Below are 15,142 nucleotides of genomic sequence, written 5' to 3'. Positions count from 1 at the left end.
ACCGTGCCGTTAGGTACAACATAACGGTAACAATAAAACATAGAGCACACATATTGTGCCTTTAGGCACGACATATTGGTAGATAACAACGTAAAACATCCCACCGTGCCGTTAGGTACGGTATATTGGTAACAATAAAGCATAGCATACAAACCGTGCCGTTAGGTACGGTATATTGGTAGATAACAACGTAAAAACATCCCACCGTACCATCAGGTACGGTATATCGGTAACAATAAAGCACAGAATACAAACCGTGCCGTCAGGTACAACATATTATTAAAAAAATTACCATGGCCAACACATACACACAAATCCACATTCAAGCTGTTTTTGCCGTAAAAAACAGAGAAAGCTTAATTCACAATAAATGGAAAGAAGAATTATACAAATACATAACAGGCATTCTTCAAAACAACAACCATAAAATGCTAATAATAAATGGAATGCCTAACCATATCCATATTTTATTCGGAATGCGACCTACACAATCTTTATCCGAGCTCATGCAACAAATAAAACAAGACTCCTCAAAATGGATTAATCAAAAAGGTTTTATTAATGGAAAATTCTCTTGGCAATCTGGTTATGGGGCGTTCTCCTACTCTAAAAATGAACTACCAAGAATTATAAATTATATTAAAAACCAAGAAGAACATCATAAATCAGCTTCATTTTCAGAAGAATATTTGAAATTATTAAACGATTTTAAAGTTGATTTTGATGAGCGTTATATTCTAAAACAAATTGATTAAACAAACACCATATATCATGTCTCTGATGGGGCATCAAAATATTCAATCTTATAAATCTATTTATATTATAAGACAAAAAACTACATGTCTTGTCCTAAAATAGCTATACACTAAAACAAGTGTATGGAAATAATAAAACAAGAAGAAAATTATGTAGAACGTTCAAGCAAACAAGAACGTTATGACAAACGACTGATTTTAAAAATCGTCAAAGAAGTAGAAGAAGGTCTTCCAAGAAAAGAAGCAAACAGAAAATATGGTTTAGGTGCAAGTGCATTGTCTACATGGATGAAAAAGTACGGTTCAGAACATTATCATCAAAACCTAAAAAGAAAAAGCTATTCCAAACTTCAAAAACGCACCATTGTTTCAGCCATAGAGCAAGGCAGAATGAGTGTTAAAGAAGCTCAAGTAGCATACAATATCAAAACAGAAAAAACAATAAGAAGTTGGTTATCAAAATTTAAAGAAGAAAAAGTGGATATTTGTATCGAAACCCAACCTCAAATGGCAAAGCAAAAACCATCAAATACAGAAGCTTTAGAAAAAGCACTACAAGAGGCAGAATTAAAAATTAAAGCCTTAAATACACTGATTGATGTAGCCGAAGACCAGCTTAAAATAGACATTAGAAAAAAGTCTGGTGCCAAACAGTCTTAAAGATGAAACAAGACTTCCCAAAACTAGGGATAGGCTTGCTGTGTCGATTGTTTGGCAAAACAAGGCATGCGTATTACGATGCTTTATGGCGCAAAGAACGTAGTTTAATTAAAGAAGATATTGTACTTCAAGAGGTGCTTTCTATTAGGCAGCAATTACCAAAATTAGGTACTCGTAAACTCCATTATGTATTACAAAACAGACTTAAATCTCATAACATAACCATTGGTAGAGATTACCTATTTGGCCTACTGTTAGAACATAATTTACTCATTAGGAAACGAAAACGTAAAGCGATAACAACCAATTCAAGACATTGGATGAAAAAGTACAGTAACTTAATCAAGGATATGTCCATAACCCGACCAGAACAGGTTTGGGTTAGTGATATAACTTACATCAGAATGGTTAATCAATGGGGTTATTTAAGTTTAATAACAGATGCTTACTCCAGAAAAATAATGGGCTATAGTTTTAGAATGGATTTAACAGCTCAAGGCTGTATTGACGCATTACAAATGGCATTAAACAATAAAATATATAAAGAACCAATGATACATCATTCCGATAGAGGCTCACAATATTGTTCACACCAATATGTAAGCATATTAATTAAAAACAACGCAGCCATTAGCATGACAGAAAACGGAGATCCTTATGAAAACGCCATTGCTGAACGGATTAATGGCATTATTAAATCAGAATTCAACCTACATACAAGCACTTTAGGCTTTGAAAAAACATATAAGCACATAACACAAAGCATTAAAAGTTATAACAGTTTAAGATCACATGCTAGCTGTGATTATCTCACTCCAAATCAAGCACATTTAAAAACAACAAAACTTAAAAAAAGATGGAAAAACTACCAAACATATAATAATCCTAAAATGACTGTACAGTCATTTTAGGATTAAGAAATAATGTTGTATAATTATATCAGGATTAATTTTATAAACTGTATAGTTATTTTAGGACGAGTCAACAAGACAAACTTAAAGAACCTTTCCCGTACCTTTCCCGTACCTTTCCCATGGCTTCCCAATAACTTCATATTCATTATATTTCAATTTCTCTAAACTATTTCCAGCAATAAGTTCAACTGAGCAATATCATAGGCTTTACCAAACAATATCTTTAATTTTACAGAAAGTTATTAAATCTATCATTTTAATAATGAGGCAGTAAATTATTTTCATTAAAATAAAATTAGCTTCAGTAAACTCTAAGAGATTAGTATGGAATTTAGACCTCTAACTGCCCTATCTATCCATTTGGAAAGTCTTATTAAAGGACGATTATGGTTAAAAGTAATTATAGGCTTGCTTCTTGGAGCTGTTGTAGGAATTTTATTAAACCCTTCCACAGGATTAGTTTCAGAGCGCTTTGGTTCATGGATTGCTCATTGGTTGGAATTACCGGGTCAAATATTTATGAGGTTGATTCAGATGGTTATGATTCCGTTAATTTTCGCCTCTATAATTTCAGGGATTGTCAGTAATACCTCAGATAATCTAAAGACATTTGGTTTAAGATTATTTCTATATTTTATTTTTACAACCACTGTTGCTATAATTATTGGTCTTAGCGTAACACTTATTATGAAGCCTGGAAAATATGTGCTTTCTCTTGGAGGGTTTCCTAGTAGTGGAGAGGAAGAAATATTGCCAACAGAACAAACAACATTAATCGATAATGTACCAACAGCCATTTCTAATTTAATACCTAATAATCCGTTAGAATCAATTTTAATGGGAGAAATGTTGGGAGTGGTTATTTTCACTATAATCATTGGTATTGCTATCACACAGCTTAGCGACGAAACTGCAAATCCTATAATTAGATTTACAGAAGCTATTCAAAAAATATGTATGATTGTTGTTTCATGGGCTATGAAACTCGTGCCTCACGCTGTATTTGGACTAATAGCGGCATTATTATCTAGAATTGGAATTAGTATTTTCTTAGGTCTGGGTTATTATATGGGGGTTGTACTCATTGGTTTACTAATCCTCATGTCTTTTTACCTATTGTTAGTATTATTTGTTGGAAAGCAGAATCCATTCAAGTTTTTACAAGCAATTAGAGAACCTCAATTATTGGCATTCTCTACTGCCAGCTCTGCTGCTGTAATGCCGGTATCTATGAAAACGGCCAACGAGAATCTTAAGGTTTCCTCTCATATTAGCGATTTCGTAATTCCTATTGGAGCTACCATTAACATGGATGGCACCGCACTATTTCAATGTGTTACCACTCTATTTATGGCACAAGCTTATGGCGTAGAATTATCAATTATAAATTTAGTTTTAATAACCGCAACAGTAGTGGCAGCTTCCATTGGAACTCCTGCTATTCCTGGAGGTGGCGTTATTATTCTGGCTTCCGTGTTACAAAGTGCGGGCATCCCTATAGATGGCTTGATTGTTATAATTGGAATAGACCGGATTCTTGGAATGTTTAGAACCATAGTTAATGTTACAGGAGATTTAACAGCTTGCTTAGTATTTGATAGGTTCTACGGAACTTCAACAGAAACCAAAGTGATAACCACAGAATTACAACCAGCTGTTAATACCAAATAAAAATATATTAATCTTTAAATCGAAATTAAAATGAACACAACTTTAAAACAATTAAAAAACATACGTTCGGAAAATTGTATTAGTATTATTCTTAATACCCATCGAACAAAACCGGATTATTTAAAAGACGCTTTACAGTTAAAAAATTTGATTAAAGATGCAGAAAATAGGCTGATGGCTGACACCGACAAAAAGACGGCTCAAAACCTAGTAAAAAGGTTAAAGGATCTTGCTGAACAAATAGACCACAGTCAAAACTTAGAAAGCTTAATTCTTTTTGTAAATAAAAATACAGCTGAATACACCAGACTACCAATATCCGTAGTAAACCGTGTGGTAATTGATGATACTTTTGCTACCCGAGATTTAATTAGAGCTATGCATATTGAAGCCAATTACTATGTGCTAGTTTTAAGTCAGGAGAAAGTCCGTCTTATTGAAGCTTCAAATAATAAGGTTGTTAAAGAATTTGGCAACCCTTTCCCTATGGACAACAAACAAGAAATGTCTAGAAGTCAACCAGAATCATCTTTAGCTGCTCGTCAAACCAATTTAATCGCAGAGTTTTTTAATCAAGTAGATAAAGAACTTAATCACATTAGACATAGCAATCCACTTCCTGTTTTTATTTGTAGTTTAGAGGAAAATTATTCGGAATACTTAAAAATTGCAGACCAAAAACAGACCATTTTTGAAGTATATCTTAATAAAAATCAAATTTCACATAAAAACCATGATATTGTATCAGAAGCATGGCGAGTGATTGAAGAGTATCTTGGAAAACAAAATAATAAAAGAAAAGCGGAATTAGAAAAGGCAGTAACTGAGAATAAATTCTTAAGTGATACTAATGAAATTTGGAAAGCCATTACTGAAGGGAAAATTCAAACGCTTTTTATTGAACAAGGCTTATTTCAACCAGCTATTATGGAAAATGATGAAATTATCTACGTATCTGAAGATCAAAGAAGCGACACAGATGTGATTGATGATATCTACGACGAACTTATTGAATACAATATGAGTTATGGTGGAGATGTGGTCTTCCTTCCAAAAGGAGAATTAACAAAATTCAATGGCTTTGGAGCTATAACCCGTTATTAAAATATTCACTCAAGCAGTCTTGAAGTTTTGAGACTGAAATTATTACTAAAATTAAAATATCATAAAAATGAATACAGATAAAAAAGTTATTGTTATTACTGGCGGGGCTGGCGGAATTGGTCAGACTTGTGCCAGAGTTTTTAAAAACAATCCGATAGTAATTACCGACTATTCGCAAGAAAGTGTAGACAAAACAGTAGCAGATCTCACCAAAGAAGGTTATGAAGCTAGTGGTATTGCCTGCGATATTACAAATGCAAAAGATGTTGAAAAGTTAGTAGAATTCACATCAAAAACGGGAGAATTAAAAGCTCTGGTTCATACGGCAGGTGTTAGTGGAACAGTCCAAGATTTAAAAAAAGTATTCACTATCGACTTAATAGGAACAGACATTTTAATTAATGCATTTTATAAGCTGGCAACCCAAGGGTCTTCTGCTATCCTCCTATCTTCAATGATGGCTCATGTGGTTCCTTCCAACGAGGCTTACGATAAAGCTCTTGCAAATCCACAAGACCCAGATTCGTTTAAAACAGTAGAACCTTTTGTAAATGGAAGTTCAGACATCATGTATAATTTTGCAAAACGTGGGGTTATTTTACTTTCTCATAAATATGTAGATGCTTGGGGAGCAAAAGGAGCTCGTCTGGTTACTGTTTCTCCGGGAGTAATTGAAACCCCAATGGCATTAAAGGCAGCCGAAGAACATCCGGAACGTATGGAAATGATTAAACAGGCCACCCCTTTAAAAAGAAATGGAAATCCAGAAGATATAGCAGATGTTATTGGGTTTTTAACTAGTCATGCTGCCAGGTTTATTACGGGAACAGACATATTGGTAGATGGAGGTGTACTTCAAAATATTAAAAAAATGGATCATAAGTAACCTAGAAAATTAAGAGTTGCGAGTAGTTATTTTACTCGCAACTCTATAATTTCCAATCACTATAGTTTATTTCTGGTTTTAAGTAGCTTTAGCTGTGTGCTAAGTTAATTTACTTAAAACCTTAATGCCAAACAACAAAGAATTAATTAAAGTGAATAGTGTTTGTTATCTTCAACATACTTCTACTCATGGCATATAGCCAACGTAACTGCTCCCATACCAAATGTGCTTCCTGAAAATTCCTTTCTGAAGATGCTGTTTCTGAAGCTATATAGCGCATATTATTTGTTAACTGCTCATTAAAAAAAGCATCTTCATCTGGAATTGTAATTAGAGTCTTATCAGGACCTTCTTTCAACGTTTTTAATACCATGACTAAGTTCTGGTCTATCTTATTAGTTGCTTTTATAAACATTTCTGAAGCTTCTGTAGTTGGATGATATTGAATATAAGAACTTAAAGAAGATAAGGAGGATAAAAAAGTATGGTTTATCTCTACTAATTCGTAAATTTTATCTAGGTTTTTCTGTTTAGATTTTGGCTCTTGAGCCATACGCTGAAAGGCTGAATTTAAATTAGAAGTTTCTAAAAAAGCTATTTTACGAGACACTTTATAACTGGTTGGCACCTGACCTTTTAGTTGATAAAAACTACTAATTTCATTTAAAAAATCCTTATTAGCAGCGACACTAGTTTCTATATTTTCACTAATTTCAGAGAAGCTCCATGCCGGCCACAACCAAAGCATTGCCATATAAGATAAACCTGCACCTAATACGGTATCTATAATCCGGAATTGAATTACCGCCAAAACATCAGGTTGGAGAATGGCATAAATAAACACGACGCTCAAAGTAATAAAAGTAGCTGAAGCTTTATAATTTCGCTGTACCATAGAAAAGGCAATAACCAACGAAAGTATTCCTAAAGCACCATATACATACGGATTCTGAATTAAAAACACCATCCCCATTGCAATGGCTCCTCCAATTAATGTTCCAATAATCCGGTCTTTAGAACGGGTTTTTGTTAGTCCGTAACTAGGACGCATTATCACAATAATAGTTAAAAGAATCCAATAGGGATTTTGAAATGAAAATACAGTTCCAATTGTATAACCAATCATTACGGTTACAGATAATCTTAAGCAATGCCTAAAAATATTAGATTTAAAACTCAGGTTTCGTAATAGTAATTTTGGATCGTAATCCTGAGAAACCAGAAAGCGTTTAGACTCAGAACTATCTATAAATTCTATAGAATCCAAATCTGGGTTTCCTAAAAGCCATTTGATACGTTTTAATTTTAGAAACTGTTTTTCCTGATATTCCAGTAAATTTTGAAGCATTAAAAACACTTCATAATCACTTGTTTCTGTTTCAGTTTTAAGAACATTGATTTGGTCTTTCACCTGTTCAAAACATTCAGTTAAGTATTTATTATTAGGTAGTTTTTTACGGCTAGCTCCAACCTCAGCAATAGCTCTCAATTGATTAGCCATTTCAAAAATAAGCTTCTGAAAGCTTAAAATATAATCAGGATGTTTTTCTAATAAAGCATCCATCTTTTTATAGTTTACAGGATTCGCTACCGCTGTTTCAAGCATTTCCACAAGTCGAGCAAAAATTAATAAACGCTTTCCTTTATAGGTTGATCTCCCGGAGTTTTTTCTCGTATGAATTAAAATTTCTCTTAAAGTAGCGTGGTTTTCTACCAAGTCACTTTGTAAGTCCTGTAACTTGGTTTGTAAACTCTCCCGATTATTTTTTGGATCAATTAATTGTCCTCTAGTTTCTAAAAACTCTGCGGTAAGCGTAAAGGTTGTAGCTAATTTTTCTTCAGTTTGAGCCTTCGGATTAATATAATGCCACAACATGGTAACACACAAATACCAAAGCCCTCCTACTCCAATTAAAATGGCATACTCGTAAATTTCTAGGGTATCACTTGTATGAGCAAAACTTAAAACCAAAGCTAATAGTCCAGAAAAGCTAATTAAAGAAGCTCTAAATCCGTAAACAGAAATAAAAGCTATAGCAAAGGTTAAGATGCCTAAAACAGGAATTGTTAACCAAATTCTGTATTGTAAATACCCACCAATAAAACTGACAATTGCAATTAAAAGTGCAGAAAACAGAATGCCATTTATTTTATGTCTGGGGTTTCCACTAACATCACTGGGAGAACACCAAAAAGCACCAAAACAAATAGCTAACCCAATATCTAAATGATCAAACAGCAAACCTAAAACTATAGGTGTTGTAATTGCAAACCCAATGATAACAGCCTTCGAGAAGTCGTTGCTTTTAAAAAACTGTAAAAGCTCCTTATAATTTTTAGAAATAATCTGATTGACTTGGCCCAAACTAATGTATTAAGTGCGTAAAGGTACAATTTAGCAACGAAATGAGTGGTATTTTTACAAATATGACACAGCAAATTTTAAAGTTGAAAACAGAGCTTCTATTAATTGGTAAATTGAACTTTAAATAATCCAAAAAAACATTGTAGTTTACGTATTTTTGTTGAAAAAAGTAAGTCGTTGAAATATGTTTAGACATCAAGGTAAAAGTCGGACCTTAAAACACAATATCCATCTTGCAACGGTATTATCATTTGTTGCTGGTTTAGTTAATGTAACTGGCTTTTTATCTTTTAAGCAATTAACAACAAATGTTACGGGCCATTTTGCTCTTTTTGTAAACGATGTATCTAATTTTGAATTCTGGAAAGGCACTATTTACTTTTTGTATATCTTTTCGTTTTTATTAGGCTCGTTTACATCTGCTTTTTTACTAGAGAAGTTTAACGAGACCAAAAAAATGAATGTATTTGCTCTCCCCACAATTATTGAGTCTCTTATTTTAATAAGTATTGCAACTTTAAGCCATTTTACGGGTCTTCTTCATCCAAATACCATCATCTGTTTGTTACTTTTTTCTATGGGACTTCAAAACTCCTATGTAACAAAAATCTCAAATGCTGTGGTTAGAACCACACACTTAACCGGACTATTTACTGATTTAGGGATCGAACTGTCCCAATTATTATTCCCAAAAACAACGCTACAAAGAGCGAGTATTAAAGCTACAATTAAATTACGGATTTATATTATTTGTTTTTTCTTTTTAGGCGGACTTGCTGGTGGCTTTTTCTTTTCCAGATTAGACTTAGGACTAAACACCTTACTTATTGGTGCTGCTGTTTTATTGATGAGTTTATTTTACGATGATCTTAGATTCTGGTTGCTTGCATCTAAAAGGAAGCATAGAAAAACATAAATGTAAAACAGCTTTAAGGCTATATCTATTTTAGAAATAAAAAACATATAGCCTTGGTTATAGAATTACTCTTTTACATATACCAGGTGGGCATCTTCTTTTACAGTATAGTATTCTACACCATTGTAGAATTCAATTTCAAAGAAATCCGGAAGTTTCACTTTTAATTGGTTTCCTACAATGTTGCCTACAAAATCAAAACTACCATAAGATACACTGATGGTCTTATCGTTTTGAGTCCAATTAGTTTCTACGTCAAAGCCGTCTAAACATGTGTAAACATAAGTGTAATCATCAGGTGCAGTAACCTCTGGAGAAATATCCGTTAATGCGGTTACAACACGCGCAGAGCCATCGGCGTTTAATTGTACAAAATCATTATCGTAGCAAGGTGTTTCATCATACAGGTTTGTATCTGATATCCCATCACCATTAAAATCGAAGGCTGTTTCTATATGTAACGAAACCAGTTTCCAAGTTCCTTCGGGAGTCACTTCCATTGGTGCTCCATCATCGTCATCAGATGAGCAAGACATTAAAACTAAAAGACAGGTAAAAACGATTGAAAGATTAAATTTTGTTGTCATAATTGTATTGGATTTTATAAGGTTTCAATATGCCATCGAAACTTTATAAGAATGTCATCACAATCAATTAAAAATTAGCTATAACTTTTACTTTTCCAATCTTAGCTTGGGTTTTCACAGATAATACTTGTTTACTAATTGTCTTTATTTAACCTGAAACGCAGCCAGATTACTCCACGGCTCTCTGGACAGCGTTTATAAACTCTGTACGAGCTGCAGTTAGTTCTTCTGAACTTGCTTTTGGCCAGGCCGCCATTTGAGCAATTACAAGGTTTTTACTAGGATCAACATAAATCATCTGTCCAAAAATACCAACAGCTGCATAGCTCCCATTATTTGAGCGCCACCATAAATAACCATATCCATCGCCTTCTTCATTTGTTTTATATAAAACAGATGTGGCATCTTTTAACCATTCTTCTGAAATAATTTGATTATCGCCTAACTTACCTTGTTGTAACATTAAACTCCCCAAGCGTGCAAAGTCTCTTAAACTGGCAGATAATCCACTTCCACCAATATTTAGATTACTGCATTCGTCGGCAAGCCAATAAGCACAATGCTCCATGCCTAATGGTTTCCATATTTTTTCCGAAAGATATTCAGCTAAACTTTTACCTGTAGCTTTCTGAACCAAAATACCTACTAAATCGGTTTCTCCGGTACTGTAATTCCATGTAGAACCAGGTTGGTGTGCAAATTCTAATGGCTTCATATAGGTTAAAATATGCGACTCTGTTCCGTTACAAGGCTGTAAATACATTTGGGCCACATCTGAATTATGGTCTACATAATCTTCGTTCCATTCAATACCGGAAGTCATAGTTAATAACTGACGAACACTTACTTCTCCGTAATCATATCCATTTAAATCGGTAATATATTTTTTTAAGGGATCGTCTAAACTTTTAATAGCACCTTCTTTCAACGCCACTCCCACTAACATGGAAGAAACCGATTTTGCCACAGAGAAAGAAGTCCATAAAGTTTCCTTATTAATTTCTGGAGCATACTTTTCTAATTTGATAGTATCATCCTGTATCACAATCACTCCTTGAACGTTATTGTTGTTCATATAAGAAGTTAATGTGGTATTATTTTCCCATTGTGGAATTATATTTTCAGTTTTTTCGAATGCAGAACTTTGTGCAGCTGCTGCAACAGGAATACTTGGAAAAAGTTCCTGCATGATTGGAAAACGTCTTTCTTTTTCTTCCTGGGACCAAAAGAGCAGGCTTTCAAGTTTTTGTCCCATAGTTGTTCCTGGAATATTAGCTATTTCAATACTTTGATCTTTTGTTTCAAGTATTTCGCAATTTTGGGCAGTACCAAAAAGTGTTGAAAAAGCCAAAATTACGGTGAATAGTATGTATTTGTAATTGATCATTTTTACTGAAGTTTTATTGTTTAAACAAGCAAGTATAATTACTTAATCTCTTAAGGAACTTGTACTTAAAATATTAGTAACAGACTGGCTTATTACTGTCTATTTATAAGGCGAAAGTAAAACAAATTAGTGCGAAAAGAAATAATATTAAGCTTTGTTTAATGGTGAATATATATGTACTAATTTATAAACATTTAGCCGCTTTGCACTTGACTTTAAAACCCAAAGCCAAGCCCAAAAGCTATACGCATACCATCTACAGAATGAAAAGCACCTAAATTAGCAGATATAAGATCTATGGCATTAATAAAGACACCTCCACCATAAGAGTTATGCCATTTTTTAGAGCTATCATCTTCCAGCCAAACACGTCCGTAATCAAAACTTCCATACATTCCTATTTTAATAGGGATAAGAGGCGTTTTTAAACTACTAAAACTATAGCGTAAATCTGTGTTTTGATACAGGGAGTTTTTAGCTGTGAATCTTTGGTTTCTAAATCCACGAAGTCCGTCTTCTCCCCCAATTGAAGCAGCTTGATAAAATTCAAAACCATCACCAAAGTTTATATGAGTTTTGACCTTAGAGGCTAAAACTAATCGCCCTGAAGGAATTAATTTTCTTGCAATTCCTAATTCCGAAATAAGATAGCCAAAACTACGGTTGCTTACTTTTAAATTATCTTTATATCCTGCTTCAAGCGAAAAAATCAAACCATTGGTTGGATAAGCTGAATTATCGTAATTGGAGTAATCAAATTTAGCGTTAATCCCTATAAAATGTTTTTCATCAAATAAGTGCTTTGGTAGAATAATATCATCCGTTACATAACGATTATCTGTATTATCAATTTCATAGATTTCATAATTTACTCCAAAATGAATGATGCTTCCCCGTTTTGAATTCCAAATTAACTGAGGACTTATAGTAAACATTTTAGTTTTAACTCTGTTATAATCCATTCCATAGTTATCGTCGAAGTTTTTGGTTTCATTACCATACCCGAAGAAATTAACACTATAATTAGGACTTTGGAAATGAGACTCTAAACCAAAGTTAAAATCCCCAACAACGTTTGCAAACTCTCCCTGATAGTTTAGTTCAAAACCATTGGTTGCAAAGTAATAAGCTCCTTTTAATTTGTGTTGCGATGTAAACGGGTTTCGTTCAAATCCGTAAACCGTATAAGTGTTAGAAAAGCCTAATTTGAAACCATCATCAGGATTAGCACCTAAAAGAGGAAGAAACTGATTGGTATTATTTCTTACTTTTCTGTAGTCGTACACATTGGTATTATAGTCGTCTGTTAATCTAATTCTTGCTTTCTTTGCTTGGCTTATATTATTTTTCTTAGACTTATAATCGTAAATAACAATGTTTTTACCATGTTCTACTTTATAGTCGTCATTATTTTGTCCGCCAATTAAACGGATTTTGATTTTAGAAATTTTCCCTTGAACTTCAAAGCTATCGGTATCATCTAAACCGTAAATCCAGATCTCTTTAGTTGTGTTAGGTTCATAAACTTTATAATGAAACCGATCTTTTATTGTATCCTTTTTTTTACGATATACAGACACTTCTACAGCTCCTTTTTCTAGGGCTTTAACAAGAATATAATCATCTTTATTTGTAGCGGTTATGACGGCATTTTTACTAATTACCTTAACATATCTATCAGATATTTCTTGTAAATTCTTACGTCTATCTTTTAATATGGTTTTAATTTTTACAAGTGTTTTAGCATCTATTTCTTTCGGCATATTTTTAAAAGCCTGATCTATCACCTCATCTGTTATCTGAGATTGGATTAATTGTACTTGCTCATCCCAAATAGATTTATTTGATTCAGAAATAAATGCAACATCTAACGGAAATCCAGAAATATTAAAGCCTTTAACATCTTTTAAATTTGGTTCGTATTTTCTAAACTTTCTAGCGGCTGGAACCAGAGTAACTGCTGTTCCAAACAAAAAGCCCTCAGACATTTTGGAGAAGGCTAGATCTCTATCTCTTGGCAAAGGCTTATAAACTGTTTTATTGTCTTTTTCAAAAACCATCCAACGCCATTGGTCTTGATGTCTATCGGCATCTCCAATTAGCATATCGAATAAACGGGCTTTTATAAACTCTGTTTCATCAATAACTTTAGATTCATCACTCAATACCTCATCCAACATATCAACTGTACTAACAATCTCTCCTGTAAAACTTCCAGTTCCCAATCCTAAATGTCCATCGGAAGCATGTTCTTCAAAAAGATACAGTTCATCTCCAAAATCTTTATTAAAACTCCCTAAAGGATCCTGCTTGGGAATATAATATAGTCTTGGGTTTAGGTGCGCTAAATTAATAGCATCTGATAATGTAGCAAGTGCATAAGGTGCATAAGGATGAGCACCCGTAAAAACATCTTCAATTAAGGCTTCGGAAGCCGTGTCTTGAAATTGTCCTTCTACATATTGGTCTTTAAATATAGCAGCCTGTAAGAATTGATTTGCTTGCTTTTTCATGGCACGCATCACATAGCGTGTGCCATCAGAAGTTTTTAAATGTAAACTCTTAGACTGTGTCCCTCCTCCTTTTCTAAAAGGTTTTAATCCCCCCATTAAGGTGTCTAAATAAACAACCGGAGCAGAAACAAGGGTACTATAATCTTCCCGATATCTTTTTCCCCAAAGAAACTTATGAAAACTAGATTTATTTGTTTCTTCTTTAGTGTAAATAGATGCGTTTATCGAGTCTGAAGTTAATTTAGGGTATTGTACTTCTGAAATACTTTCAGGTTCTTTTATTTGCTTAAAAAATTCTACTTCTTCAGTATTTGAATTTACAAACTGAACATTTACAGCTTTATCTTTAGAAATATTTAGAACCGCATAACCTGGAACTGAATGTCCGTAATTATCAGGGTCACGCATTCTAATAGCTGTTGTTTTAGATCCAGCACCGCTTATAATCTGTACAATATTATCAAATTCTAGATACTGTAAACTGTGCTCATGACCGGAAAGAAAAATAACGTTTTCGTTTTGCTGAGCTGCAGTTATTAAGTTTTTTCTTAAATCGTTATAAAACTGATTTGATAAATCGGCATTAACTATTCCACTGGTCGACCTAATAACGTTTTTAATGGTTCCAAGAACGGGTATCGGACTCATGTGTTCTTTAACATCATAGCGTCCATTATGTGGACCTTCACTATACATGGGGTGGTGAATGGCAACTAAAGTTATTTTCCCCCTGGCTTTTTTTATTTCACTCCTAAATTCATCCAGAAAATCTTCCCGAGTTTTTAATTCGCATTTTTCATTAATAGTTGGGTGATTATTCCAATTAGTAATATACCAATGCGAGTCTACTATTAACAATACCGTATCGTCATTTAATTTGACTCTTTTAAAAGCACAGCCATTTTCTGGTTGAAAGGTGTTTTTTCCTAAAGCTGCTTCCACCATTTTCTCTTGCAGTTTTAGGCCTTTTAAACCGCTATACCAATCGTGATTACCAGGAATAAAATACACCTGACCAGGAAAAGTTTTAGCCACATCTAATTGTAAGTTTAAAGCAGTTTCTGCGTCTTTAATAGCCTGTTCGCCTTTTAAAGGAATTCCTTTAGGATAGATATTATCTCCTAAAAATAAAAGTAAATCGTTTTTATCTGCCTTTTTAAATTGGCTTTGTAATTTTCCCAAAGTTATAGGCGGACTACCATCTTCATTGGGCATGCCTCCATCGCCAATTAAAAAAACATTAGTTGTTTCCTTATTAATTTGCTGTAGTTCTGGTTTACTATTATCTGTATTATGTGGATTATAAGTAGCACAGCCACTTAGAACTAGTAATATAATTATAGAACTAACTAATATGTATTTTTTCATTTTATAACTTTATGTT

At 33.4% G+C, this 15,142-nt stretch carries 11 protein-coding genes; 7 read left to right on the top strand and 4 right to left on the bottom strand.

Features of this window, described 5'->3' with window-relative positions:
- Window positions 1-293: 293 nt before the first annotated feature.
- From tnpA to OS188_RS07570, 6 genes are all read left to right on the top strand, one after another.
- On the top strand, window positions 294-755 hold the full coding sequence (tnpA, locus tag OS188_RS07595) for an IS200/IS605 family transposase (protein ID WP_267148228.1): 462 nt from the start codon (window positions 294-296) through the stop codon (window positions 753-755).
- A gap of 123 nt (window positions 756-878) precedes the next feature.
- A complete protein-coding gene (locus tag OS188_RS07590) occupies window positions 879-1,415 on the top strand; it encodes a helix-turn-helix domain-containing protein (protein WP_267148227.1) in 537 nt (178 codons plus the stop codon).
- 2 nt (window positions 1,416-1,417) lie between these two features.
- Window positions 1,418-2,326 (top strand): IS3 family transposase, encoded by a 909-nt coding sequence (locus OS188_RS07585; protein ID WP_267148226.1) that lies wholly within the window; start codon window positions 1,418-1,420, stop codon window positions 2,324-2,326.
- Between the two features lie 327 nt (window positions 2,327-2,653).
- Window positions 2,654-4,000 (top strand): dicarboxylate/amino acid:cation symporter, encoded by a 1,347-nt coding sequence (locus tag OS188_RS07580; protein WP_267148225.1) that lies wholly within the window; start codon window positions 2,654-2,656, stop codon window positions 3,998-4,000.
- 30 nt (window positions 4,001-4,030) lie between these two features.
- Window positions 4,031-5,104 carry an AOC03_06830 family ribosome hibernation factor gene (locus OS188_RS07575; protein WP_267148224.1) on the top strand — a complete coding sequence of 358 codons (1,074 nt, stop codon included), beginning with the start codon at window positions 4,031-4,033 and terminating at the stop codon, window positions 5,102-5,104.
- Between the two features lie 67 nt (window positions 5,105-5,171).
- On the top strand, window positions 5,172-5,990 hold the full coding sequence (locus OS188_RS07570) for an SDR family oxidoreductase (RefSeq protein ID WP_267148223.1): 819 nt from the start codon (window positions 5,172-5,174) through the stop codon (window positions 5,988-5,990).
- Between the two features lie 142 nt (window positions 5,991-6,132).
- Here the strand turns inward: OS188_RS07570 and OS188_RS07565 are convergent, their stop codons facing one another.
- Window positions 6,133-8,355, bottom strand: a complete 2,223-nt coding sequence (locus OS188_RS07565) for an FUSC family protein (RefSeq protein WP_267148222.1) — start codon at window positions 8,353-8,355, stop codon at window positions 6,133-6,135.
- 184 nt (window positions 8,356-8,539) lie between these two features.
- Here OS188_RS07565 and OS188_RS07560 point away from each other — a divergent pair, with 184 nt between their 5' ends.
- The gene (locus OS188_RS07560) at window positions 8,540-9,271 is read left to right on the top strand and encodes a YoaK family protein (RefSeq protein ID WP_267148221.1); all 732 of its coding nucleotides are present in this window, start codon (window positions 8,540-8,542) and stop codon (window positions 9,269-9,271) included.
- Window positions 9,272-9,336: 65 nt separating this feature from the next.
- Here the strand turns inward: OS188_RS07560 and OS188_RS07555 are convergent, their stop codons facing one another.
- The 3 genes from OS188_RS07555 to OS188_RS07545 all read right to left on the bottom strand — a co-directional run bounded on the left by OS188_RS07555 (window position 9,337) and on the right by OS188_RS07545 (window position 15,126).
- Window positions 9,337-9,858: a hypothetical protein gene (locus OS188_RS07555; RefSeq protein ID WP_267148220.1), complete on the bottom strand. Its 522-nt coding sequence runs from the start codon at window positions 9,856-9,858 to the stop codon at window positions 9,337-9,339.
- 169 nt (window positions 9,859-10,027) lie between these two features.
- Window positions 10,028-11,245 (bottom strand): serine hydrolase domain-containing protein, encoded by a 1,218-nt coding sequence (locus OS188_RS07550; protein WP_267148219.1) that lies wholly within the window; start codon window positions 11,243-11,245, stop codon window positions 10,028-10,030.
- 215 nt (window positions 11,246-11,460) lie between these two features.
- A complete protein-coding gene (locus OS188_RS07545) occupies window positions 11,461-15,126 on the bottom strand; it encodes a metallophosphoesterase (protein ID WP_267148218.1) in 3,666 nt (1,221 codons plus the stop codon).
- Window positions 15,127-15,142 lie beyond the last annotated feature (16 nt).

This window comes from Xanthomarina sp. F1114, from assembly GCF_026410255.1.
Classification (GTDB): Bacteria; Bacteroidota; Bacteroidia; order Flavobacteriales; family Flavobacteriaceae; genus Xanthomarina.
The sequence above is the reverse complement of the archived record's forward strand: the minus strand, read 5'-3'. Positions and strand labels throughout refer to the sequence as shown.